This is a genomic window from Streptomyces sp. NPDC023157 (genome assembly GCF_055560575.1).
The window spans coordinates 60,179-84,507 of sequence record NZ_JBVHIL010000010.1; the positions used below are offsets into that span (position 1 = coordinate 60,179).

Annotated in this window: 21 protein-coding genes and 1 riboswitch; of the genes, 6 read left to right on the top strand and 15 right to left on the bottom strand. The window is 72.0% G+C overall.

The features are described from left to right. Positions 1-15 precede the first annotated feature (15 nt). A complete protein-coding gene (locus ACZ3ZE_RS31025; protein ID WP_361169243.1) occupies positions 16-1,914 on the top strand; it encodes an AAA family ATPase in 1,899 nt (632 codons plus the stop codon). Positions 1,915-2,020: 106 nt separating this feature from the next. On the opposite strand, the gene ACZ3ZE_RS31030 is transcribed toward ACZ3ZE_RS31025, so the two are convergent. The 10 genes from ACZ3ZE_RS31030 to ribD form a co-directional block, all read right to left on the bottom strand. Continuing rightward, a complete protein-coding gene (locus tag ACZ3ZE_RS31030) occupies positions 2,021-3,139 on the bottom strand; it encodes a hemolysin family protein (RefSeq protein ID WP_361169246.1) in 1,119 nt (372 codons plus the stop codon). Further along, entirely contained in the window at positions 3,136-4,476 is a 1,341-nt protein-coding gene (locus tag ACZ3ZE_RS31035) for a hemolysin family protein (protein ID WP_361169249.1), read from the bottom strand. Before ACZ3ZE_RS31035 ends, ACZ3ZE_RS31030 begins: the two co-directional genes overlap by 4 nt. A gap of 221 nt (positions 4,477-4,697) precedes the next feature. Continuing rightward, on the bottom strand, positions 4,698-5,156 hold the full coding sequence (locus ACZ3ZE_RS31040; RefSeq protein ID WP_361169252.1) for a PH domain-containing protein: 459 nt from the start codon (positions 5,154-5,156) through the stop codon (positions 4,698-4,700). A 58-nt stretch (positions 5,157-5,214) separates the two neighbouring features. After that, positions 5,215-6,063: an ATP phosphoribosyltransferase gene (hisG, locus tag ACZ3ZE_RS31045; protein WP_361169254.1), complete on the bottom strand. Its 849-nt coding sequence runs from the start codon at positions 6,061-6,063 to the stop codon at positions 5,215-5,217. 153 nt (positions 6,064-6,216) lie between these two features. Continuing rightward, positions 6,217-6,489, bottom strand: coding sequence for a phosphoribosyl-ATP diphosphatase (locus tag ACZ3ZE_RS31050; protein ID WP_046907435.1), 273 nt, complete (start codon positions 6,487-6,489; stop codon positions 6,217-6,219). Positions 6,490-6,523: 34 nt separating this feature from the next. Next, positions 6,524-7,009: a 6,7-dimethyl-8-ribityllumazine synthase gene (ribH, locus tag ACZ3ZE_RS31055; protein ID WP_329418908.1), complete on the bottom strand. Its 486-nt coding sequence runs from the start codon at positions 7,007-7,009 to the stop codon at positions 6,524-6,526. A gap of 36 nt (positions 7,010-7,045) precedes the next feature. Continuing rightward, positions 7,046-8,374 (bottom strand): bifunctional 3,4-dihydroxy-2-butanone-4-phosphate synthase/GTP cyclohydrolase II, encoded by a 1,329-nt coding sequence (locus tag ACZ3ZE_RS31060; protein WP_361169259.1) that lies wholly within the window; start codon positions 8,372-8,374, stop codon positions 7,046-7,048. Continuing rightward, a complete protein-coding gene (locus ACZ3ZE_RS31065; protein ID WP_361170218.1) occupies positions 8,371-8,949 on the bottom strand; it encodes a nicotinamide mononucleotide transporter family protein in 579 nt (192 codons plus the stop codon). The genes ACZ3ZE_RS31060 and ACZ3ZE_RS31065 overlap by 4 nt, the downstream gene beginning before the upstream one ends. Before the next feature lie 56 nt (positions 8,950-9,005). Next, complete coding sequence (locus ACZ3ZE_RS31070; protein ID WP_361169262.1) at positions 9,006-9,614, bottom strand: riboflavin synthase; 609 nt, start codon at positions 9,612-9,614, stop codon at positions 9,006-9,008. Between the two features lie 2 nt (positions 9,615-9,616). Further along, entirely contained in the window at positions 9,617-10,702 is a 1,086-nt protein-coding gene (ribD, locus tag ACZ3ZE_RS31075; RefSeq protein ID WP_467261561.1) for a bifunctional diaminohydroxyphosphoribosylaminopyrimidine deaminase/5-amino-6-(5-phosphoribosylamino)uracil reductase RibD, read from the bottom strand. Between the two features lie 177 nt (positions 10,703-10,879). Next, positions 10,880-11,010, bottom strand: a riboswitch (FMN riboswitch). Between the two features lie 254 nt (positions 11,011-11,264). On the opposite strand from ribD, the gene ACZ3ZE_RS31080 reads away from it, so the two are divergent. Further along, positions 11,265-13,646, top strand: coding sequence for a chitinase C-terminal domain-containing protein (locus tag ACZ3ZE_RS31080; RefSeq protein WP_467261563.1), 2,382 nt, complete (start codon positions 11,265-11,267; stop codon positions 13,644-13,646). A gap of 196 nt (positions 13,647-13,842) precedes the next feature. Here ACZ3ZE_RS31080 and ACZ3ZE_RS31085 read toward each other — a convergent pair whose 3' ends face one another. Next, the gene (locus ACZ3ZE_RS31085) at positions 13,843-14,970 is read right to left on the bottom strand and encodes an ROK family transcriptional regulator (RefSeq protein WP_361169271.1); all 1,128 of its coding nucleotides are present in this window, start codon (positions 14,968-14,970) and stop codon (positions 13,843-13,845) included. Positions 14,971-15,086: 116 nt separating this feature from the next. On the opposite strand from ACZ3ZE_RS31085, the gene ACZ3ZE_RS31090 reads away from it, so the two are divergent. The 3 genes from ACZ3ZE_RS31090 (at position 15,087) to ACZ3ZE_RS31100 (ending at position 18,555) form a co-directional block, all read left to right on the top strand. Then, complete coding sequence (locus tag ACZ3ZE_RS31090) at positions 15,087-16,301, top strand: MFS transporter (protein WP_467261565.1); 1,215 nt, start codon at positions 15,087-15,089, stop codon at positions 16,299-16,301. A gap of 78 nt (positions 16,302-16,379) precedes the next feature. Then, the gene (locus ACZ3ZE_RS31095; RefSeq protein ID WP_361169277.1) at positions 16,380-17,780 is read left to right on the top strand and encodes a uracil-xanthine permease family protein; all 1,401 of its coding nucleotides are present in this window, start codon (positions 16,380-16,382) and stop codon (positions 17,778-17,780) included. 73 nt (positions 17,781-17,853) lie between these two features. After that, positions 17,854-18,555 (top strand): DUF5995 family protein, encoded by a 702-nt coding sequence (locus ACZ3ZE_RS31100; RefSeq protein ID WP_361169280.1) that lies wholly within the window; start codon positions 17,854-17,856, stop codon positions 18,553-18,555. Between the two features lie 15 nt (positions 18,556-18,570). Here ACZ3ZE_RS31100 and ACZ3ZE_RS31105 read toward each other — a convergent pair whose 3' ends face one another. Both ACZ3ZE_RS31105 and ACZ3ZE_RS31110 read right to left on the bottom strand, forming a co-directional pair. After that, positions 18,571-20,268, bottom strand: a complete 1,698-nt coding sequence (locus ACZ3ZE_RS31105; protein ID WP_361169283.1) for a flavin monoamine oxidase family protein — start codon at positions 20,266-20,268, stop codon at positions 18,571-18,573. Between the two features lie 56 nt (positions 20,269-20,324). Further along, positions 20,325-21,143: a carbon-nitrogen hydrolase family protein gene (locus tag ACZ3ZE_RS31110; RefSeq protein WP_361169286.1), complete on the bottom strand. Its 819-nt coding sequence runs from the start codon at positions 21,141-21,143 to the stop codon at positions 20,325-20,327. A 290-nt stretch (positions 21,144-21,433) separates the two neighbouring features. Here ACZ3ZE_RS31110 and ACZ3ZE_RS31115 point away from each other — a divergent pair, with 290 nt between their 5' ends. Further along, positions 21,434-21,979: a Repetin gene (locus ACZ3ZE_RS31115; RefSeq protein ID WP_363292647.1), complete on the top strand. Its 546-nt coding sequence runs from the start codon at positions 21,434-21,436 to the stop codon at positions 21,977-21,979. A gap of 88 nt (positions 21,980-22,067) precedes the next feature. Here ACZ3ZE_RS31115 and ACZ3ZE_RS31120 read toward each other — a convergent pair whose 3' ends face one another. Both ACZ3ZE_RS31120 and ACZ3ZE_RS31125 read right to left on the bottom strand, forming a co-directional pair. Beyond that, positions 22,068-22,523 (bottom strand): Lrp/AsnC family transcriptional regulator, encoded by a 456-nt coding sequence (locus ACZ3ZE_RS31120; protein WP_030691274.1) that lies wholly within the window; start codon positions 22,521-22,523, stop codon positions 22,068-22,070. A gap of 10 nt (positions 22,524-22,533) precedes the next feature. Beyond that, on the bottom strand, positions 22,534-23,997 hold the full coding sequence (locus ACZ3ZE_RS31125) for an amino acid permease (protein WP_361169292.1): 1,464 nt from the start codon (positions 23,995-23,997) through the stop codon (positions 22,534-22,536). Between the last annotated feature and the right edge of the window lie 332 nt (positions 23,998-24,329).

Consider the following 24,329-nt stretch of genomic DNA (forward strand, 5'->3'; position numbering starts at 1 on the left):
GTTGTGGGGGACCCGATGGACTTCGGCACACAGGGCGCGCACGCCCCCGCCGAGCTCGCCTGGCTGCGCGGCGTCGACGCCTACACGATGGGCGCCTATCCGCAGGCCGAGGAGGAGTTCCGTACGGCGGTGCGCATCGATCCCGGCATGGCCGACGGCTGGCTCGGCCTGCACGCGCTGCGGGTCGACACCACCACCGCCCTGCTGCGCATGTACCGCAACCGCGAGCGGTTCGGCGAGCAGCGGGCCCGGCACCGCAGGACCCTCAACTCCTGGTACTGGCTGGGCTGGTGGGTGCAGCCGGTCCTGGAGAGCCCGCGCGACCTGCTGCTCGCGCACGCCTCGCACTGGCTGGACGGCCGGCACGTGCCCGAGCTCGACCGGGCGCTCGCCGGACTGCCACCGGTCGACACCGATCCGCAGGTGCGCTTCCTGCACGCCTGCCGCTCCTACCTGGTCAAGGACTGGGAGCAGCTGGTGCGGCACACCGAGACGCTCGTCGACGACCCGCTGCTCGGCATCGAGGCGGGGCTCTTCGGCGGCATGGCGCGGGTGCGGATGGAGATGTTCGGGCAGGCAGAGCCGCTGCTGTCGACGGCGCTCATGCGCTGCCGCAGCGAGCAGCCGCAGCGCAAGGAGCTGCGCTACTGGCTGGCCCGGGCGCACGAGGGCACCGGCCGGACCGCCGCCGCGCTGCCGCTGTACCGGGCGGTGCACCGGATCGACCCGGCCTTCATGGACACCGCCGCGCGGCTCACGGCCATCGCCGAGTACGACGGTTTCGAGGGCCCGGACGACCCGGTGGGGCTCGCGCCGGTCGCGCTCGGCGGCTTCGGCCAGGACACGATGGAGGCCGTGGACTCCGTACAGACGGATCCGGAGGCGCCGGGCGGCGACGGCCTGCTGCTCAAGCCGGGCTCCGTGCCCCCGCCCGCGCCGCCGGAGCCGCCGGACTTCGTCCGGCAGAAGGCGGTCGTCCCGCCGCAGCCGGTGCCGCCGCGGTTCCCCGCCAGCCCCACGGACCCGGCGCTGCTCGCCGAGGCCCTGTCGGAGCTGGAGCGCATGGTCGGGATGGAACCCGTGAAGCGCCAGGTCAAGGCCCTCTCGGCGCAGCTGGAGATGGCTCGGCTGCGCGCCGGGCAGGGTCTCCCGGTGCAGCCCCCGAAACGTCACTTCGTCTTCTCCGGCCCCTCCGGCACCGGGAAGACCACCGTCGCCCGGATCCTCGGCCGGGTCTTCTACGCCCTCGGACTACTCGGCGGCGACCACCTCGTGGAGGCCCAACGGGCCGACCTGGTCGGCGAGTTCCTCGGCCAGACCGCGGTCAAGGCCAATGAGCTGATCGACTCGGCCGTCGGCGGGGTGCTCTTCGTCGACGAGGCGTACTCGCTCTCCAACTCCGGCTACAGCAAGGGCGACGCCTACGGCGACGAGGCCCTCCAGGTCCTCCTCAAGCGCGCCGAGGACAACCGCGACCACCTGGTGGTGATCCTCGCCGGCTACCCGGAGGGCATGGACCGGCTGCTCGCCGCCAACCCCGGTCTGTCCTCGCGGTTCACCACCCGCGTCGACTTCCCCTCGTACCGCCCGCTGGAACTCACCGCCATCGGCGAGGTCCTCGCCGCCTCCAACGGTGACGGCTGGGACGACGAGGCCCTGGACGAGCTGCGCTCGATCAGCGCGCACGTCGTCGACCAGGGCTGGATCGACGAGCTCGGCAACGGGCGCTTCCTGCGCACCCTGTACGAGAAGTCCTGCGCGTACCGGGACCTGCGGCTCTCCGGCTACCCGACTACACCGACCCGCGAGGACCTGGCCACCCTGCGCCTGCCGGACCTGATGCAGGCCTACGGCGAGGTCCTGTCGGGCCGCGGTCCGGTCGACCGCGGCCCGCAGGAGCCGCCGGGGCTTTAGCCGGGGGGGGCTGGCCCGGGTTCCGGCCCGGGTTCCGAACCTGGTTCCGAACCGGGCCCTAGCCCGAGTTCCGGCCCGGACCCTAGCCCGAGCTCCGGCCCGGACCCTACCCCGGGTTCCAGCCCGGCACCGACCCGGCCAGCGCCTCGGCCGGCGCCTCGGCCACCGCCTCGGCCGGCCGTTCCGGCCGGGGCGCCGGGGCCAGCCGGTGGGCGGGGTCGCGGACCTCGCCCACCAGCATCTCCAGGACGTCCTCCAGCGCGACCAGGCCGAGCACCCGGCCGGAGGCGTCCGCCACCTGCGCCAGGTGGGTGGCGGCCCGGCGCATCACGGTGAGCGCGTCGTCCAGCGGGAGCTCGGCCCGTACGACGCCCATCGGACGCCAGATCTGCTGCGGGACGGCCCGCTCCCGGTCCTCCAGGTCGAGGACGTCCTTCACGTGCACGAAGCCCATGAAGACGCCCCGGCCCTCGGAGCACACCGGGAAGCGGGAGTAGCCGGTGCGGACCGTCAGCTCCTCGATCTCGCGCGGGGTGACCGACGGGGGGACGGTCACCAGCGCGGCCGAGGGGATGAGGACGTCCGTCACGGGGCGGGTGCCCAGTTCCAGGGCGTCCTCCAGGCGCTCCTGCTCGGCCGGGTCGAGCAGTCCGGCCTGGCCGGCGTCCTCGACGAGACGGCCGAGCTGCGCCCGGGTGAAGACGGCCTCCACCTCGTCCTTCGGCTCCACGTGGAAGGCCTTCAGGACGAGCCGGGCGCAGGCGCCGAGCGCGCGGGTCACCGGCCGGCAGAGCCGGGCGAAGCCGACCAGGCCGGGGCCGAGCCACAGCGCCGTGCGCTCGGGGTCGGCCATCGCCAGGTTCTTCGGGACCATCTCGCCGATGACGAGGTGGAGGAAGACCACCGCGGCGAGCGCGAACACGTACCCGAGGGGGTGGATCAGGCCCTGCGGCACGCCCACGGCGTGGAAGACCGGTTCGAGCAGCCGGGCCACGGTCGGTTCGGCGACCGCGCCGAGCGTCAGCGAGCAGACGGTGATGCCGAACTGGGCGGCGGCCATCATCTGCGGCAGGTTCTCCAGGCCGTACAGCACCTGGCGGGCGCGGGAGCCGCCGAGCGGCTCGATCTGGCTGCGGCGCACGGAGACGAGGGCGAACTCGGCGCCGACGAAGAAGCCGTTGGCCAGCACGAGCAGCAGGGCGAAGAGCAGCGGGAGCAGGCTCATCGGGCGGCCTCCGCGCCGACGGGCACCGGGGCGGTGCGGGTGATCCGCACCCGCTCGGCGCGGTAGCGGTCCACCTGGCGCACCGAGAGGCGCCAGCCGGGGAGTTCGGCCCGGTCGCCCGGGGCGGGGATGCGCCCGAGGAGATCGGCGACGAGCCCGGCGACCGTCTCGTACGGTCCGTCGGGCACGTCGAGTCCTATCCGGTGCAGGGTGTGCACCCGGCAGGAGCCGTCGGCGTCCCAGGCCGGCTGGCCGTCCTCCGAGGGGACGGCGGCCAGCTCGGGCCGCTCGTCGGCGGCGGTGTCGTGCTCGTCGCGCACCTCGCCGACGAGCTCCTCGACGATGTCCTCCAGGGTGACGACCCCGGCGGTGCCGCCGTACTCGTCGACGACGACCGCGATCGGCTGCTCGCGGCGCAGCCGCTCCAGGAGGGCCTGGGCGGGCAGCGACTCGGGGACGAGCAGCGGCGGGAGGGCGATGCGGCCCACGGGGACGCGGTGCCGCTCGTGCGGGACGACGGCGAGGGCGTCCTTGAGGTGGACCATGCCGACGATCTCGTCGATCCGCTCGCGGTAGACGGGGAAGCGGGACAGGCCGGTGGCCCGGGTGAGGTTGAGGACGTCGGCCGCGGTGGCGTCCGACCGCAGGGCGCTCACCTTCACCCGGGGGGTCATCACCTGCTCGGCGGTGAGCCCGCCGAGCGACAGGGTCCGTACGAAGAGGTCGGCGGTGTCCTGTTCGAGGGCGCCGGCGAGGGCGGAGTGCCGGGCGAGGGAGACCAGCTCCCCGGGGGTGCGGACCGAGTCGAGCTCGTCGGTCGGCTCCACGCCGAACAGCCGGACCAGCCGGTTGGCGACCCGGTTGAGCAGGGCGATCACGGGCCGGAACAGCGTGGAGAAGACGTGCTGCGGTCCGGCGACGAAGCGGGCCACCTGGAGCGGCCGGGAGACCGCCCAGTTCTTGGGGACGAGTTCGCCGACCACCATCTGGACGGCGGAGGCCAGCAGCATGCCGACGACCACCGCGATGCCGGAGACGGCCCCTTCGGGGAGGCCGGTGGCGGTGAGGGGCCCGTGGAGCAGCCCGGCGAGCGCGGGCTCGGCGAGCATGCCGGTGACGAGCGAGGTGATGGTGATGCCGAGCTGGGTGCCGGAGAGCTGGAAGGAGAGCTCGCGCAGCGCCCTGACGACGGTGCGGGCCCGGCGGTCGCCTTCGGCCGCGGCACGTTCGGCCTCGGCGCGTTCCACGGTGACGAGGCCGAACTCGGCCGCCACGAAGAAGCCGTTGGCGAGGATGAGCAGGAAGGCTGCGGCGAGCAGCAGAAGCGAGACGATCATGCCGCCGCCTCGGGTGGGAGGGCGGCGCGGGTACTACCGGACGATCCGTCCATTGCCGGAGGGAGTCACTCCTCGGGTCGAAGGGCTGCCCCGCGGGCCGCCGGCGGGCGGCCCTGCACACGCGAGGCGGTGGTGCCGCTCGGCACCACCGCCTCAAGAGTAGTCACGCCCCGGCCGCCGGGGGCAGGGGGTCGGCCCCGTATGGGGGACGGATCCGGGTGTCAGGCCGCCTCGCTGCCGGTGCCGTGGCTGTCGGCGAGGGCGCGCAGCGCGCGGGCGTCGCGGATGGCCGATTCCTTGGCGATGCCGGGCTGGATGCCGAGCACGGGCAGGCTGGTGCCGTCGCTCAGGTCGAGGAAGACCCAGGGGTCGCCGGGGCGCAGGTTGACCTTGAGGATCTCGGCCCACGCGAGTCGGCGCGTCCGGGTGATGTTGACGACCGTCACCCCCTGGGCGTCGGCGACGACCTTGGGGCGGCTCAGCAGGACGAGGACGCCCAGGAAGAGCGCGGCGGTGAAGACGAAGCTGGCCCGCTCCCCCGGTCCCAGCTTCTCCAGCATCATCCCGACGGCGGTGATGACGACGAACATCGCCACCCCGACGGTCAGCAGCACGACCCGGGTGCGGCCCGGCCGGAAGGTGACCGGGAGGGCGGAGGCGGAGGCGGAGGAGTCGGACATGCGGGTTCCTTGCGCGGGTTCCCGCGGGTGCCGGTCCGGGCACCCGCGGGGAGGTCGGTCAGAGGCGGCAGGCGTGGATGGCCGTGGTGAGGATGGCGCGGGCGCCCAGCTCGTACAGGTCGTCCATGACCTTCTGCGCCTCCCGGGAGGGGACCATGGCGCGGACGGCGACCCAGCCCTCGTTGTGCAGCGGGGAGACGGTGGGCGACTCCAGGCCGGGGGTGAGGGCGACGGCCTGCTCCAGGTGCTCGGCGCGGCAGTCGTAGTCCATCATCACGTACGAGCGGGCGACGAGGACGCCCTGGAGGCGGCGCAGGAACTGCTGGACCTTCGGGTCGTCGGTCGGGGCGCCGGTGCGGCGGACGACGGTGGCCTCGGAGGTGAGGATCGGCTCGCCGATGACCTCCAGGCCCGCGTTGCGCAGGCTGGTGCCGGTCTCGACGACGTCCGCGATGATCTGGGCGACGCCCAGCTGGATCGCGGTCTCGACGGCGCCGTCGAGGTGCACGACGGAGGCGTCGACGCCCTGCTCGGCGAGGTGCTTGGCGACGATGCCCTCGTAGGAGGTGGCGATCGTCATGCCCTGGAAGTCCTGGGGGCCCTCGGCGGTCCCGGGGCGGGTGGCGTAACGGAAGGTCGACCGGCCGAAGTTCAGCGGCAGGATCTCCTCGGCGTTGGCGCCGGAGTCCAGGAGCAGGTCGCGGCCGGTGATGCCGATGTCGAGCCGGCCGGACGCCACGTAGATCGCGATGTCCTTGGGGCGGAGGTAGAAGAACTCCACGTCGTTGTCGGGGTCGACGACGACGAGCTCCTTGGACTCCTTGCGCTGCCGGTAGCCCGCCTCATGGAGCATTGCCATCGCAGGTCCGGAGAGAGAACCCTTGTTGGGGACGGCGATGCGCAGCATGGGACGGGCTTCCTTTGCCTCAGGTGTAAGGGAGTGTTTCGGTGCTCACGTGCTCAGAAGTGCTCGGTGTGCCGAACGGGCTCGGTGTGCTGGGCAGGCCCGGCGTGCTGAGCGTGCTCGGCAGGCTCGGCGTGCCGTGGGTGCCCGGCACGCTCAGAGATGGGAGTAGACGTCGTCGAGCGAGATCCCGCGGGCGACCATCATCACCTGGACGTGGTACAGCAGCTGCGAGATCTCCTCGGCGGCGGCTTCCTTGCCCTCGTACTCGGCGGCCATCCAGACCTCGGCGGCCTCCTCGACGACCTTCTTGCCGATGGCATGGACGCCCTTGCCGACCAGTTCCGCGGTGCGGGAGGTCGCCGGGTCGCCGGTCTCGGCCTTGAGCTTGAGCTCGGCGAAGAGCTCTTCGAAGGTTTTGTTCGCCATGATGTCCTAAGAGTACGGGGTGGGCCGGGGCCACTCAGCGCCAGGGTTCGCTGACCGTGCGCAGCGTGGTCGCGGTGGCGACGGCGGCGGTGACGGCCTCGTGGCCCTTGTCCTCGGTGGATCCCTCGAGGCCGGCCCGGTCCAGGGCCTGCTGCTCGTTGTCGACGGTCAGGACGCCGAATCCGACGGGTACGCCGGTGTCGATCGAGACCTGGGTGAGGCCGTGGGTGACGCCCTGGCACACGTACTCGAAGTGCGGCGTTCCGCCGCGGATGACGACACCGAGCGCCACGATGGCATCGTAACCGCGACCGGCGAGTACCTTCGCCACGACCGGGAGCTCGAAGCTGCCGGGGACGCGGAGCAGGGTGGGCTCCTCGATGCCGAGCTCGCTCAGGGCCCGCAGGGCGCCGTCGACGAGGCCGTCCATGATCTTCTCGTGCCACTGGGCCGCGATGACCGCGACCCGGAGGTCGCCGCAGTTCTTCACGCTGAGGACGGGTGCGCCCTTGCCGCTCATGTTTCTCCTTGCCGGTTTCCGGTCGTACGTACGGGATTACTGGTTGTCGCAGGTGGAGGCGGCGGAGCCGTCCAGCCAGGGCAGGTCGTGGCCCATCCGGTCGCGCTTGGTGCGCAGGTAGCGGAGGTTGTGCTCGCCGGCCTGGACCGGCATGGGCTCGCGGCCCTGGACGGTGAGGCCGTGGCGGGTGAGGGCGTCGATCTTGTCGGGGTTGTTGGTCATCAGGCGCAGGCTGCGGACCCCGAGGTCGACGAGGATCTGCGCGCCGGCCGCGTAGTCGCGGGCGTCGGCGGGCAGCCCGAGTTCCAGGTTGGCGTCGAGGGTGTCGCGGCCGCGCTCCTGGAGCTCGTACGCGCGCAGCTTGGACAGCAGGCCGATGCCGCGGCCCTCGTGGCCGCGCAGGTAGACGACGACGCCGCGGCCGGCCTCGGTGACGCGGTCCATGGAGGCCTGGAGCTGGGGGCCGCAGTCGCAGCGCTGGGAGTGGAAGATGTCGCCGGTCAGGCACTCGGAGTGGACCCGGACCAGGATGTCCTCGCCGTCGCCGATCTCGCCGTGGACGAGGGCGACGTGCTCGACGCCGTCGACGATGGAGCGGTAGCCGTACGCGGTGAACTCGCCGTGCGCGGTGGGCAGCTGGACCTCGGCCTCGCGGCGGACGGTCGGTTCGGCGGAGCGGCGGTAGGCGATCAGGTCCTCGATGGAGATGATCGTCAGGCCGTGCTTGCGGGCGAAGGGGATCAGCTCGGGCAGCCGCAGCATGACGCCGTCCTCGCCGGCGATCTCGACGATCGCGCCGGCCGGGCGGAGGCCGGCGAGCCGGGCGAGGTCGACGGCGGCCTCGGTGTGCCCGTTGCGGACCAGGACGCCGCCGGGCTTGGCGCGCAGCGGGAAGACGTGGCCGGGGCGGACGAAGTCGCCGGGCTGGTGCTCGCCGCTCGCCAGCATGCGCAGGGTGGTGGCGCGGTCGGCGGCGGAGATGCCGGTGGTGACGCCGTGGGCGGCGCTCGCGTCCACGGAGACGGTGAAGGCCGTCTGCATGGACTCGGTGTTGTGGTCGACCATCTGCGGCAGCCGGAGGCGTTCCAGCTCCTCGCCCTCCATGGGGGCGCAGATCAGGCCGCGGCACTCGCTCATCATGAAGGCGACGACCTCGGGGGTGGCCTTCTCGGCGGCGATGACCAGGTCGCCCTCGTTCTCGCGGTCCGCGTCGTCGACGACGACGACGGGGCGGCCGGCGGCGATGTCGCGGACGGCCTGCTCGACGGGGTCCAGGGCGAGATCGGTGGCGTCCCAGAGTTGGGTCTGGGGGGCCGCGCGGAGTGCGTCGGGCAGGGCGGGGGTGGGCGACGGGCGGGCACTCATGCGTGGGCTCCTTCCAGAGCGGGGGCCGTACGGGACCGGAGCCACCAGTCGCGCATGCCCCAGATGACGAGGGCGAAGTAGATGACGTAGACCAGGCCGGAGAAGGCGAGGCCGCTGTTGAAGGCGAGCGGGACGCCGACCAGGTCGACCAGGAGCCAGGCGAACCAGAACTCGACCAGGCCGCGGGCCTGGGCGACCATCGCGGCGAGGGTGCCGACGAAGATGTACGCGTCGGCCCAGGGGCTCCAGGAGAGCGACGGGTAGAGAGTGAAGAGCCCGCCGACGGCGAGGGTGCCGACGGCCGCGCCGCCGAAGAGGACGCCGCGCTCCTTCCAGGTGGCGAAGCGGACGGCGATGGAGCCGTCCTGGGCCTGCTGCCGGCCGCGGCTCCACTGGCGCCAGCCCCAGACGGCCACGCCGATGACCAGGAGCTGCTTGCCGACGCCGCCGCTGAGGTGGGCGGAGGCGTAGGCGCCGACGAGGATGACGCCGGAGAGCAGCTGCGCGGGCCAGGTGAGGACGGAGCGGCGCCAGCCGAGGGCCAGGGCGATGAGGCCGATCGTGTTGCCGATCATGTCGGACCACAGGATGTGCTGGCCGAAGGCGCTGAACGCTTCGGAGTTGAGCCAGTTCACTTGACGTTCTCCTGGGCGTTCGGGCCGAGCAGGCGCTCGACGTACTTGGCGATGACGTCGACCTCGAGGTTGACCGGGTCGCCGGGCTGCTTGATGCCGAGCGTGGTCAGGGCGAGGGTGGTGGGGATGAGGCTGATGGTGAAGTGGTCGGCGGCGGCGTCGACGACGGTGAGGCTGACGCCGTCGACCGTGATCGAGCCCTTCTCGACGACGTAGCGGGAGAGGTGGGCGGGCAGGCCGACCTTCACGAGCTCCCAGTGCTCGGACGGGGTCCGCTCCAGGACGGTGCCGGTGCCGTCCACGTGGCCCTGGACGATGTGGCCGCCGAGGCGGTCGCCGACGGCCATGGGGCGCTCCAGGTTGACCCGGGAGCCGATCTCCAGGGCGCCGAGCGAGGAGCGCTTGAGCGTCTCGGCCATCACGTCGGCGGTGAACTCCCCGTCGCCGTGTTCGACGACCGTGAGACAGACCCCGTTGACGGCGATGGAGTCGCCGTGCTTGGCGTCCTCCGTGACCAGGGGGCCGCGCAGCCGGAAGCGGGAGGCGTCCGGCAGCTGCTCGACGGCTACGACCTCGCCCAGCTCTTCGACGATTCCGGTGAACACGGTCAGGCTCCCTTGATGGTGGGGACGGCGGTGATGCGGAGGTCGGATCCGATGCGCTCGGTCTCGGTGATGTCGAGCCGCAACGCTTCCGTGAGGGTGCTGATTCCGGCGTCGGCGAGGGCCGTCGGGCCCGCGCCGAGGAGGACGGGTGCGAGGTAGCCGACGACCTGGTCGACGGCGTCCGCGGCGACGAAGGAGCCCGCGAGGGTGGGGCCGCCTTCGAGGAGGACGGAGCGGACGCCCCGCGCGTACAGGTGGGTGAGCAGGTCGTGGACGCCGATCCGGCCGTCGCGCAGGGGCAGCCGGAGCAGTTCGACGCCGGGCAGGTGCCGGGTGTCGGCGTCCTCCCCGACGACGAGGAGGGTGGGTGCGGCGGCGTCGAGGACGCGGGCGGTCGGCAGGACGGTGGCGCGGGTGTCGAGGGCGACGCGCAGGGGCTGGGTGACGTCGTCGATGCCGCGGACGGCGAGGTGCGGGTCGTCGGTGCGGAGCGTGCCGCCGCCGACGACGACGGCGTCGGACTCGGCGCGCAGCCGGTGGACGTCGGCGCGGGAGTCGGCGGAGCTGATCCAGCGGGAGGTGCCGTCGGCGGCGGCGGTGCGGCCGTCGAGGGTGGCGGCGTACTTCCAGCGGACGAAGGGGCGGCCGCGGCGGACGGAGGTGAGCCAGGCGAGGTTGCCGGCCTCGGCCTCGTCCTCCAGGAGGCCCTGCGTGACCTCGACGCCGGCCGCGCGCAGGGTGTCGGCGCCGCCGGTGGCCTGCGGGTTCGGGTCGCCGACGGCGTACTCGACCCGGCTGATCCCGGCCTCGACGAGGGCCTGGGCGCAGGGGCCGGTGCGGCCGGTGTGGTTGCAGGGTTCGAGGGTGACGTACGCGGTGCCGCCGCGGGCCAGGACGCCGGCCTCGCGCAGGGCGTGGATCTCGGCGTGCGGGCCGCCGGCACGCTGGTGGTAGCCGGTGCCGACCGGGTGGCCGGAGGCGTCGGTGATGACGCAGCCGACGACGGGGTTGGGGCTGGTGGAGCCGAGTCCGCGGGCGGCGAGCGCGATGGCGCTCCGCATGGCGGTGATGTCGGCGGGCGTGGCCACCGGGTCCTCCTGCCTCTTCGGGCACGGACTCCGGGGCCTGTCGATGACGACAGAGAGCGGGTACGACGTCTCACGCAGGGTGCGCCGAGGCCGGAGGTCCCCTGGGTACGCCGGTATCGATGCCGATACGGCGTCCAGCGGACGTACGGCCGGCACACCCCTGGTAGGGGTCGCCCGCCGCGCACTGCCTCCCATCCGGACTTTCACCGTCGGTCCAGGAATCTCACCTGGTCAACCGGCCGCTGGCTTGCGGACGGGTCGCGGACTATACCGCCGGTTCGGAATTACACCGACCCCGGAGTGCGCTGCTGCTGATACAGGGCCAGTGTGCCACGGCCGGGAACCGGCCGAACGGGTGAGGCCCTGTGGGCTGGCTCACAGCCCGCGCTCACCCTCCCATGAATTCCTTCTTTGGTCCAGACCTATTGACGCACTGGTCTAGTCCTCTTAATCTCCGTGTCACCTCCGAGGAACGGCCCGCCGGTGTGCGCACTCCACGGGCCCAACACGACCCACCCCCTTGTTCGTTGTGTCTCATGAACCTCCCCAGGAGGAACCGATCGTGTTGTCCCCCACGAAGAAGAGGGCCTCGCTGCTCGCTTCCGGCGCCGCCGTCGCCGGGCTGCTGATCAGCTCCCTCGCCTCCGGTGGCGTCTCGTACGCGGCCGACAACGAGTCCTGTCGCCCCGACGGGCTCTACAAGACGCCCGGCGTCGACGTCCCGTACTGCTCGGTCTACGACACCGAGGGCCGCGAGAAGATGGGCGCGGACCACCAGCGCCGGGTCATCGGCTACTTCACCGGCTGGCGCGACGGCAAGAACGGCCAGCCCGCCTACCTGGCCAAGGACATCCCGTGGGACAAGATCACCCACATCAACTACGCCTTCGGTCACATCGGCTCGGACAACAAGCTCTCCGTCGGCGGCGACGGTCCGAACAACGCCGCCACCGGGATGACCTGGCCCGGTGTCGCGGGAGCCGAGATGGACCCGGCGTACGCCTACAAGGGCCACTTCAACCTGCTCAACAAGTTCAAGAAGCAGCACCCGAACGTGAAGACCCTGATCTCGGTCGGCGGCTGGGCCGAGACCGGCGGCTACTTCGCGGACAGCGGTGACCGGGTCAACTCCGGCGGCTTCTACTCGATGGCCACCAACGCCGACGGTTCGGTCAACCAGGCCGGGATCGACACCTTCGCCGCCTCCTCCGTCGACTTCATCCGCAAGTACGGCTTCAACGGCGTCGACATCGACTACGAGTACCCGACGACCATGAAGGACGCCGGGAACCCGCTCGACTGGCAGCTCGCCAACGCGCGCCGCGCCGGCCTCGTGCAGGGCTACGCGGCCCTCATGAAGTCCCTGCGCGAGAAGCTGGACGTGGCGGGCGCCGCCGACGGCAAGCACTACCTGCTGACCGTCGCCGCCCCCTCCTCCGGCTACCTGCTGCGGGGCATGGAGACCTTCCAGATGCAGAAGTATCTGGACTACGTCAACATCATGTCCTACGACCTGCACGGCGCCTGGAACGAGTACGTCGGACCCAACGCCTCCCTCTTCGACGACGGCAAGGACGGCGAGCTCGCCGCCGCCAACGTCTACGGCTCGGCGCAGTACGGCAACATCGGGTACCTCAACACCGACTGGGCCTACCACTACTTCCGCGGCTCGATGCCGGCCGGCCGGATCAACATCGGCCTGCCCTACTACACCCGCGGCCACAAGAACGTGCAGGGCGGCACCGACGGCCTGTGGGGCAAGGCGTCCGCGACCAGCTGCCCGGCCGGCGCCGGTCTGACCAAGTGCGGCGACGGCGCCACCGGCATCGACAACCTCTGGCACGACAAGGACACCAACGGTGTCGAGTCGCCGGCCGGTTCCAACCCGATGTGGCACGCCAAGAACCTGGAGAAGGGGATCGTCGGCGACTACGTCACCCAGTACGGCTTCCCCGCGAACACCACGCTGACCGGCACCTACGCCCGCAAGTACGACTCGACCCTGGTCGCGCCGTGGCTGTGGAACGCGCAGAAGAAGGTCTTCCTCTCCACCGAGGACGAGCAGTCGGTGGCCGCCAAGGCCGACTACGTGGTCAGCAAGGGCATCGGCGGCACGATGGTCTGGGAGATGGCCGGCGACTACGCCTGGAACGCCGCCAAGGGCCAGTACGAGATGGGCTCCACGCTCACCTCGCTGATGTACGACAAGTTCAAGGCCGCCACCCCGTACGGCGCGAAGAAGTCCAACGCGACGCTGCCCAAGCAGGCCGTGAAGGTCGACGCGCAGTTCACCGAGTTCAAGCTGGGTGACTCCAACTACCCGATCACCCCGAAGGTCAAGATCACCAACAACACGCAGACGGCCCTGCCGGGCGGCACCGAGTTCCAGTTCGACTACGGGACCTCGGCCCCGGCCAACGCCTCCGACCAGTCCGGCTTCGGCACCAAGGTGATCAGCAGCGACCACACGGGCAGCAACGTGGGCGGCCTGAAGGGCGACTTCCACCGGGTCTCCCTGAAGCTGCCGGCCTGGCAGTCGCTCGCCCCCGGCGCGACCGTGGACCTGGCATTCAACTACTACCTGCCGGTCTCCACGCCGTCGAACTGGACGGTCACCGTCAACGGCACCGCGTACGCCCTCGCCGGCGACCTGGCACGCGGCACGACCGTGGTGGAGCCGGGCGCGACCACGCCGCCCACCACCCCGCCGACCACGCCGCCCACCACCCCGCCGACGACTCCCCCGACCACCCCGCCCACCACTCCGCCGACGACGCCGCCCACGGGCTGCACCGCCCCGGCGTACGTGGCCGGCACGGTCTACAACGCGGGCAGCCTCGTCTCCCACAAGGGCCACAGCTGGAAGGCCGGGTGGTGGACGCAGAACGAGGAGCCGGGCACGACCGGCGACTGGGGCGTCTGGAAGGACCAGGGCGTCTGCTAGTCCGCGCCTTCCGCACCACCTGAGAAACCCCCGGCGGCGGACTCACGGCCCTTGCCGCCGCCGGGCCTCCCCACCGCGCCGCGCCCCCCTGTCCGGGGCGCGGCGCGGGCGCGTTCCGGGCCTGGGCGGTCACACGGCACCGGCGCGGGTCACGGGAGGAGGGCGTCCCGCGCGGTTCACGAGGAGCCCGCGCGGGTCACGGGAAGAGCGCGTCCTGCGCCGCGTCGCGGGCCGTGAGCAGCGCCCCGCGCAGGATGCCCGCGTCGCCCAGGGTGGTGGCGCGCACCTCGGTGCGCAGCGGCGAGAGGGTGGCGAGCCGGGCCTGGACGCGGGCGGCGAGGGCGGGGCCGCCGCGGTGGCCGGTCTCGCCGCCGAGGACGACGCAGCCGGGGTCGAGGACGGCGGCGACCGAGGCGGCGCCGATGGCGAGCCGGGCGGCGAGGGCGTCGAGGAAGCGCGCGTCGCCGGATTCGAGCGCGGTGGCGGGGTCGAGCCCGTACGAGACGGCGAGGGCGTCGACGGCCGCGGCGCAGGCCAGCTCGTCGAAGCCGCCTTCGCAGCCGTGGGCGGAGGGCAGTCCGGTGGTGCCCGGCACCGGCAGGAAGCCGATCTCGCCGGCTCCGCCGGAGGCCCCGCGGCGCAGCCGGCCGTCCAGGACGACGGCGGCGCCGATGCCCTGGCCGAGCCAGAGCAGCACGAAGGTGTCGTGGGCGGCGCGGGCGGCGCCCTCGCGCAGTTCGGCGACGGCGGCCAGGTTGACCTCGTTCTCGACCAGGACGGCGGCGGGCAGGCGCCGCTGGAGGACGGAGACGAGCCGCCGGTGCCAGACGGGCAGCTTCGCGGTGTCCCGCAGCTCCCGGGTGGCGGGGTCGATGAGCCCGGGGGCGCCGACGGCGACGCTGTGCAGGCGGCTGGCGCCCGCCTCCCGCGCGGTGCGTTCGAGGAGCGCGACCGCCTGGTCGACGGCGGGTTCGGGCGCGGCGCCGTCGCCGATGGGGACGGTGGCCTCGGCGAGCGTGGCGCCGAGGAGGTCGGAGACGACGACGGAGACCGAGCGGGTGCGCACGTCGAGGGCGGCGAGGTGGGCGCGGTCGGCGACGATCCCGTACAGCTTGGCGTTGGGGCCGCGGCGTTCGGCGCCGGCCTCGCCGACGACGTGGACGAGTCCGGAGCCGCTGAGCCGTTCGACGAGGTCGGCGACGGTGGGCCGGGAGAGTCCGGTGAGCGTCTTGAGCTGGGTCGCCGTCAACGGGCCCTCGTCCTGGAGCAGGCGCAGGGCGAGCCGGTCGTTGATGGCCCGGGCGGTGCTCGGGGATGCGGCCATGCGGTGATCCTCTCAGACGTTCCGGCGGCGCTTCGGCCCCCCTCACTATTTATCAGGGAGGGTTCCTGATAGTTTACGCGGCCAGCAGCACACACCGGCTCCGGGGAGGGCATCACATGGCGGACGGAACCGTCTTCACCACCCAGCGGCTACGGCGGGCCCGCTTCGCCGTCGCCGCCGTCTTCTGCGTCCACGGCGCGGTCACGGGCAGCTTCGCGACCCGGATCCCCTGGATCCAGGAGCACGCCGGGCTCAGCGCGGGCCAGCTCGGCCTCGCCCTCGCCTTCCCCGCGATCGGCGCCTCGCTCGCGATGCCGCTGGCCGGGGCCGTCAGCCACCGCTTCGGCGCCCGCACCGCGCTGCGCGGCCTGCTCGCGCTGTGGACGCTCGCGCTGACCCTGCCCTCGCTCGCGCCGAACGTGTACGGGCTGTGCGCGGTGCTCTTCGTCTACGGCGCCACCGCCGGCATGTCCGACGTGGCGATGAACGCCCTCGGCGTCGAGGTCGAGAACCGGCTCGGCCGCTCGATCATGTCCGGCCTGCACGGCATGTGGAGCGTGGGCGCCCTGCTCGGCTCCGCGGCCGGCACCCTCGCCGCCCACCTCGGCGTCGACGCCCGCGTGCACCACCTGACCGCCGCCCTGGTCCTCACCGCCCTCGGCCTGGTCTTCTGCCAGGGCGTCCTCGACCTGCGCAGCGCCGCCGAGGAGGAGCCGCCACCGCGCTTCGCGCTGCCCCCGAAGTCCGCCCTGGTGATCGGCGCGATCGGTTTCTGCGCGGTCTTCGCGGAGGGCGCGAGCCTGGACTGGTCCGCGGTCTACCTCAAGGACGAGCTGGGCACCTCGGCCGGGCTCGCGGCCGCCTCGACCACCGCCTTCGCACTGACCATGGCCGTCGCGCGGCTGGCCGGCGACCGGGTCGTGGACCGCTTCGGCGCGCAGCGCACGGTACGGGTCGGCGGGCTCGCGGCCACGGCCGGCGGGGTGCTCGTGGTGTGCGCCCCGCACGCGGCCCTGGCGATGGCCGGATTCGGACTGATCGGGCTCGGCGTGGCGGTCGTCGTCCCGCTCGCCTTCGCCGCCGCCGGGCGCAGCGGCCCGAACCCGAGCCAGGCCATCGCGGGCGTCGCCACCATCACGTACACCTCGGGGCTCATCGCCCCCTCGGCGATCGGCGGCATCGCGAACGCGACCTCCCTGGTCGTCTCGTTCGGCCTGGTCACACTGCTCTCCTTCGGCCTGGTGCTCGGCGCGGGGGTGCTGCGGAACCGGTCCCGGGCCGCCTCCGGGGCGGCCGGGCCGGGCACGGACGTCCGGGAGGGGGTCCACTGACCGGCGGCGCATTACCATGTGGCTGATCTTTTTCGGCCATGACCCGGCCATCGGAACCCGGAGAACTGGAGCGACCACATGAGCCTCGGCGTGCGCTGGAAACTGCACGGCGACGGGAGGACACCCGCCCCCGGTGCCGTCGTCCGGCCGGACGAGCGCCTCTCCTGGCCCCGTACCGTCGGGCTCGGTGCCCAGCACGTGGTCGCGATGTTCGGCGCCTCGTTCGTCGCCCCGGTGCTCATGGGCCTGGACCCGAACCTCGCGATCATGATGTCCGGTGTCGCGACCGTGATCTTCCTGCTCGCGACCCGGGGCACGGTCCCCTCGTACCTGGGCTGCTCGCTCTCCTTCGTGGGCGTCGCCGCCGCGATCCGGGCCTCCGGCGGCACCAGCGCCACCGTGACCGGCGCGGTGTTCGTGGTCGGCGGGGTGCTGTTCCTGGCCGGCCTCGCGGTGCGGAAGTTCGGCGCGCGGATCATCCACGCGGCGATGCCGCCCGTGGTCACCGGCGCCGTGGTCATGCTGATCGGCTTCAACCTGGCCCCGGTCACGGCGTCCACGTACTGGCCGCAGGACCAGTGGACGGCCCTGCTGGTGATGCTGTTCACCGGGCTCGCCGTGGTCTGCCTGCGCGGCTTCTGGTCGCGGATCGCGATCTTCCTCGGCCTGATCTTCGGCTACGGCATCTCCTGGGTCTTCGACCTGGTCTTCGGCAAGATCCACTCGATGTCCCCGAGCGGCCAGGTCACCGACCACTGGCGGCTCGACCTCTCCGCCGTCTCCCAGGCCGACTGGATCGGCCTGCCCACCTTCCACGGCCCCAGCTTCGAGTGGTCGGCGATCCTGGTGGCGCTGCCGGTGGTCATCGCGCTGATCGCGGAGAACGCCGGACACGTGAAGGCCGTCGGCGAGATGACCGGCGACTCCCTGGACGACAAGCTGGGCACCGCGATCGCCGCGGACGGCGCCGCCTCCATGCTCTCCACCGCCGTGGGCGGCCCGCCGAACACCACGTACTCCGAGAACATCGGCGTCATGGCCGCCACCCGCGTCTACTCCACCGCCGCCTACTGGGCCGCGGCCGGCTTCGCGCTGCTCTTCGGCCTCTGCCCGAAGTTCGGCGCGGTCGTGGCGGCCATCCCCGGCGGCGTGCTCGGCGGCATCACCGTGATCCTGTACGGCATGATCGGCCTGCTCGGCGCCCAGATCTGGATCAACGCCAAGGTCGACCTGCGCAACCCGCTCAACCTGGTGCCCGCCGCGGCCGGCATCATCATCGGCGTCGGCGGGGTGAAGCTCACCTTCACCGACACCTTCGAGCTCGGCGGCATCGCCCTCGGCACGATCGTGGTCATCACCGGCTACCACGTGCTGCGCGCCTTCGCCCCGGCCCATCTCAAGCAGCAGGAGCCGCTGCTGGACTCGGGCACCAGCTCGTACGAGGGCACGCCGGACGAGGAGAAGAGCGCCAAGCCGTAGGCGATTCGCCCGTTCTGGGGAAGCCGGGCGGCGGAACCCCTCCGTCCGGCCGCGGGGCTGCCACGCTGCACCCATGGCGCAGACGCAGCACTTCCCCGTCGGGCCCTTCACCGCCGTCGACCCCGTGGTGGACCGGATGCGGGCCTTCCGTGCGGCCTGGCACCCGGCCGACGGGGTCGCGGTGTTCAACCGGGTCTATCTGACGGTCACCGAGGAGATCGGCCACGCCATCGAGGCGGGCACCTTCGCCGACCGGCGGGCCGCCGCCACCCTGGACGTGCGCTTCGCCCAGCGCTACCTCGCCGTCGTCGAGGCCGTCGGCACCGGCGCCCCGGCCCCCGCCTGCTGGCGCCCGCTCTTCCACTACCGCCGGCATCCCGGCGTACGGCCGCTGCAGTTCGCGCTCGCCGGCATCAACGCGCACATCGGGCACGACCTGGCCCTCGCCGTGGTCGACACCTGCCGGACGCTCGACTGCGCGCCGGCGGAGCTGGAGGACGAGTTCGACCGGGTCGGCGACATCCTCCTCCTCCTGGAGGAGCGCATCCGGGAGGAACTGATGCCGGGCCCGGACCTCCTGGAGGTCGCGGACCCGCTGACGCACCTGCTCGGCTGCTGGAGCCTGGACCGGGCCCGCGACGGGGCCTGGCTCGCCGCCCGCTCGCTGTGGCAGCTGCGGCGGCTGCCCGACCTGGCCGAGGAGTTCACCGAACGCCTCGACCGGTCGGTGGGCCTGGTGGGGCGGATGCTGCTCACCCCGCTGGCCCGCCCGTAGACAGGGCCCGGAGGATCAGTCCTCGGGCAGCTCGACCGGGGCGATCTCGTCGTACAGGTCGCCCGGGCCCGGGTTGGTGGCGTCGGTCGCACCGCCGAAGTGGTGCATCACGCCCCAGACCGCGTTGAGCGCCGTCTGCACCGCGCCCTCGGCCCAGCCGGCCGTCCAGGAGATGTCGTCGCCGGCGAGGAAGATGCCGCGCTTGTCCTCCGGCAGGCGGTCCTGCATGAAGTGGGTGAACAGGCGCCGCTGGTAGCGGTAGTGGCCCGGCAGGTTGGCCTTGAACGCGCCCATGAAGTAGGGCTCGTTCTCCCAGGAGACGGTGACCGGGTTGCCGATGATGTGCTTGCGGATGTCGACGTTCGGGTAGATCTCGCCGAGCGACTTCAGCATGACCTCCATCCGCTCGTTGGCGGAGAGCGGCAGCCACTTGAGGCTGTCGTCGCACCACGTGTACGAGAGGCAGATGGTGGCCGGCTTGTCCGGTCCGTCGTCCAGCAGGTAGGTGCCGCGGGTCATCCGGTCGGTCAGCGTCATCGACATGACGTCACGGCCGGTGACCTCGTCCTTGTCGAGCCAGAACGGCCGGTCCACGGGCACGAAGAGCTTGGAGGACTCCATGTAGTGGGTCCGCTCCATCGCCGTCCAGTGGTCGATCGGGAAGAGCGAGTCATCGCACGCGATCTTGGACAGCAGCATCCAGGACTGGGCGGTGAAGATCGCCGCCTGGTACGTGCGGATGTCGCCGGACGCGTCGGTGACGGTGATCCGGTTGCCGGCCGCGCGGGTCAGCCGGGTCACGGCCGGACGCGGCGTGCCCTCGTGCAGGGAACTCAGCGAGGTGCCCTGGGCCCAGTGGACGATCTTCTCCGGCTCGCGCTCCCACAGGCGCAGCGGCAGCTGCTGGGAGCCGCCGACGATGCCGCGGTGGTGGTCGTCCGCCTCGGTGTAGACGACCCGGAGGATCTCCAGGATGGAGTTCGGGAAGTCGGTGTCCCAGCCGCCGGTGCCGAAGCCGACCTGGCCGAAGATCTCGCGCTTGCGGAAGGACTGGAAGGCCTCGGACTTGCAGAGGAAGCCGTAGAAGGTCTCGTCGTCCAGCTTCTCGACCAGCTTGGCCCAGATCTCGCGGATGCGCGGGACGTCGCGCTCGCGCATCGCCTGGTTCATGTCCGAGAAGTCGGCGCCCTCGTCGAGGCAGGCGTTCCAGGCGGCGGCGACGTCGCGGTAGATCTGCGGCAGGTCGTCGATGGTCTCGGCGTAGTGGGTCTCGCCCTTGAGGTCGACGACGGTCGACGGGGTGGCCTCGGCCAGCGGGTTCGGGAACGGCGTGGTCTCCAGGCCGACCAGGTCGATGTAGTGCTGGAGCGCGGTCGAGGAGGGCGGGAAGCGCATCGCGCCCATCTCGGCCGTCAGACCCTCGGTCTCCGGGCCCTCGAAGCCGACGGTGCGCAGCCGGCCGCCGATCTGGTCGGCCTCGTAGACGACGGGCTTGAGGCCCATCTTCATCAGCTCGTACGCGGCGATGATGCCGGAGAGACCGCCACCGATGACGGCGACCTCGGTGCCGTGCTCGGTCGCGGGTATCTGGCCGAGCCCGGCCGGGTGGGCCAGGAAGTCGTCGTAGGCGTACGGGAAGTCCGGACCGAACATGGTGATCGGCGGCTGCTGCTCGTCGGCGTGCTCGACGGCGTTGGGCACGGTGGACGTCATGGGGTACGGACTCCTTGCGGGAAAGAACGAAGCGGGGGAGGACGGGCGGGAGCGGCTCAGGCCCGGTCGTGGACCAGGGGGCCGTAGAGGCCCGGGCGCCGGTCGCGGAGGTAGGGGTTCTCCGCACGGGAGGCCGCGAGGAAGTCGCTGTCGACGTCACCGATGACGAGGTCCTCGCCCCGTCCGGCGCGGACCCGGGCGGTGCCGTCGGGGGCCGCGAGCGTGGACAGGCCGACGAACTCGAAGTCGCCCTCGGGGCCGGTCCGGTTGGCGTACGCGATGTACATCTGGTTCTCGAAGGCGCGCACGGGGACGACGGACTCGGGGACGACCTCGGCCGGATGCATGAGCGCGGTCGGCACGAGGAGGAGGTCGGTGCCGGCCAGCGCCTGCGCCCGTACGTTCTCGGGGAACTCGACGTCGTAGCAGATCATCAGACCGACGGTGAGGCCGGCGAGCTCCGCCTGGACGACGGCACGGTCGCCGGGCGTGAACCACTTCAGCTCGAAGTCGCCGAAGAGATGGGTCTTCCGGTAGTGCGCGAGCACGGCGCCGTCGGCGCCGAAGAGCTGCGCGGAGTTGTGGAGCACCCCGTGCGCTTCGGCGTCCCGCTCCGGGTAGCCGTAGCCGACGGCCAGGCCGTGGCGGACGGCGATCTCGGCGACGGCCCGCGCGGAGGGGCCGTCGGCGGGCTCGGCGAGGCGGGCGATGTCGGCGCCGATCGCGTAGCCCGTGAGGTACAGCTCGGGGGCGAGGAGCAGCCCGGCCCCGGCCGCCGCGGCGCGGCCCGCGGCCTCGTCGAGGATCTTCAGATTGGCGGCCACGTCACCGAGCTGTCCGGAGCTCTGGAGCAGGGCGGTGCGCAGCGCGGGCATCGGCGATCCTCGGGGGCAGAAGGTGAGGGAGGGATTCAAAGGGAAGACGTCCAAAACGGTACGGTTTCGGGCTCTGCCGGGACAAGGCGAGACCGTTGCGGACCGACCGTCGAACCGTTGCGCGATCGTCGGCCTCGACGGTGATTCGTTGCGTACGGCCGCGACCCGGGTCGTAGGACTCCCCCGCCGCGCGGCGGAGACGCGGACCCTCCCCGGGCCCGACGCCGCGGCGCGGCTGGCGCGGAAGAGTGGTGGTCGTCCGGTTGACCTGCCGAAAGGACCGCAACGACATGAACCGCCGCACGAAGATCGCCGCCGTGGCCGCCGCACTGCTGATCACCGCCGGAGCGGCCGGCTCCGCCACCGCGTCGGGCGACGGGAAGGGGGGCGGTCGGGAGGCCGCCGCGCTGACCGGCACCGCGAAGCTCTACCGGCCCGCCGGGGACGACATCACCTTCAGCTTCGACGCGCATCTGGCGGCGAAGGACCGGAACAACCCGCTGGCCGCCACCGGCACCTTCCACTACAGCCACTACAAGGGGGAGTGGGGCGGCACCGCCGAGGTGAAGGTCGACTGCCTCGCGACGGGCGGCAAGGCGGCCACGGTCACCGGCGTGGTCACCGAGACCGACGTGCCCGGTCTCCTGCACAAGCGGGTCGGCGTGTCGGTGTACGACAACGGCGGGCACGACCGGCTGGGCTACAGCTGGATGGCGTCCGACCCGACGAAGGACGAGGTCCCGCCCTGCAACAGCGCCGCCCCGTTCGAGCGGGTCAAGGCCGGCACCGGCGACTTCACGGTGCTGCCCTGGCAGTTCACGTACCCGACCGAGTAGCCATCGGACCGCCCCACGGGGGTGGGCGGGCGAGGGGCGGTGCGGGAACCACGGCCCGCGCCGCCCGGACCCGCCCGGCCCGTCAGGGCTACGCGGGCGAGCCGGAGGAGAAGCGCCGCAGCAGCGGCGAGAGCACCAGGACGGACTTGGTGCGCTCCACGAAGGGCTCGCCCGCGATGCGCTCCAGGACGCGCTCGAAGTGGCGCATGTCGGAGGCGAAGACCTGGACGACGGCGTCCGCGTCACCGGTGACGGTCGACGCGGACACCACCTCCGGATACCGCTCCAGCCCTCGCCGGATGTCCTCCGGCGAGGTGTTGTGGCGGCAGTAGATCTCGACGAACCCCTCGGTCTCCCAGCCGAGCGCCGCCGGGTCCACCCGTACGGTGAAGCCGGTGATCGCGCCCTCGGCCCGGAGCCGGTCGACCCGCCGCTTGACCGCGGGAGCGGAGAGACCGACCAGCGAGCCGATGTCGGCGTAGCTGCGGCGGGCGTCTTCCGCGAGGGCGTGGACGATGCGTTCGTCGAGGTCGTTGAGTCGCACTACGGGTGGATCACTTCTCTGCTGATGCCAGTCGGGAGCGGCGCATGCCGTACAGGAAGTAGAACACGAGTCCCGCGGCCATCCAGCAACCGAAGACGACCCAGGTGACCGAGTCGAGGCTGAACATGTTGTACGCGCAGAAGCCGAAGCCGAGCACCGGGAAGACCGGGCCGAACGCGACCTTGAACGTGCGCGGCATGTCGGGGCGCGAGTAGCGGAGCACGATGACCGCGATGTTGACCAGGCCGAAGGCGAAGAGGGTGCCGATGCTGGTCGCGTCGACCAGCTTGCCCAGCGGGATGACCGAGGCGAGGGCGGCGCAGAACAGGGAGACGATCACCGTGTTGACGCGCGGGGTGCCGGTCTTGGCACTGACCTTGCCGAAGACCTTCGGGACGAGGCCGTCGCGGGACATCGCGAACAGCACGCGGGTCTGGCCGTAGAGCACGGTCAGGACGACGCTGGCGATGGAGATGACGGCGCCGGCGGCGAGCATCGTGCCCCAGAAGGTCTGGCCCGTGACGTCGTTCATGATCGCGGCGAGGGTGGCCTCGGAGCCCGCGAAGTCCTTCCAGTGCCAGGCGCCGACGGCGACCGCCGCGACCAGCACGTACAGGACGGTCACGATGAGCAGCGAGAGCATGATCGCCCGCGGCAGGTCGCGCTTGGGGTCCTTGGCCTCCTCGCCGGCCGTGGAGGCGGCGTCGAAGCCGATGTACGAGAAGAACAGGCTGGCGCTGGCGGCGCCGACGCCCGTCATGCCGAGCGGCATGAAGTCCTTGTAGTTGCCGGACTTGAAGCCCATGAAGCCGATGGCGCAGAAGAGCACGAGCGCGGCGATCTTCACCACGACCATGATCGTGTTGACGACGGCCGACTCACGGGCGCCGCCGAGCAGGAACACCATCGCCAGCAGGACGACGATCAGGCCGGGCAGGTTGATGACGCCGCCCTCGCCCGGGGCGGAGGACACCACGTCGGGGAGGGTGACGCCGATGGTGCCGTCGAGCAGCTCGTTGAGGTACTCGCCCCAGCCGACCGCCACGGCGGCCACCGAGACGCCGTACTCCAGGACCAGACACCAGCCGCAGACCCAGGCGACGAGTTCACCCATCGTTGCGTACGCGTACGAGTAGGAAGAGCCCGCGACCGGTATGGAGCCGGCCAGCTCGGCGTACGAGAGGGCCGAGAAGAGCGCCGTGAGACCGGCGATCACGAAGGACAGGGTGACCGCGGGGCCGGCCTTGGGGACCGCGGAACCGAGCACGACGAAGATGCCGGTGCCGAGCGTCGCACCGATGCTGATCATCGTCAGCTGCCACATGCCGAGCGTGCGGCGGAGACTGCCGCCTTCTCCCTGTCCACCCTCCGCGACCAGGTTCTCCACCGGCTTGCGGCGGGTCAGGGCGGAGAGCCCGGAGGCCTTGCGGACGGTCGATTCCTCGACCGGGGGGGCTGCGCCATGGTCCAGCACTGCGGGGGCTCCTTATCGCTGCCTGACGACGGGGGCGGGGACCGCGGCGGTACGCGGGCATGACTGCACAGCCCACGGGGGAAGGGGGAACCGCCGAGCAGGCGGTCGCCGCCACTCCTGGTACGGGGCATGAGCCTAAGGGCTGGAGCTTCGCACTCGTAATGCAGGGTTGTTGCGCACTGGCAGATGATCATTGCGCGCTTGCGGCGCAGACGGGGAAACATTGCGCTCCCCTGCATGAATCGACACATCAGGGGCATGGAGCGCTCCGTGCGCGCACCTTGACTCCTCGGGGCGGGTGACCCACGCTGCACCCGCCTGAACGGAGGTCC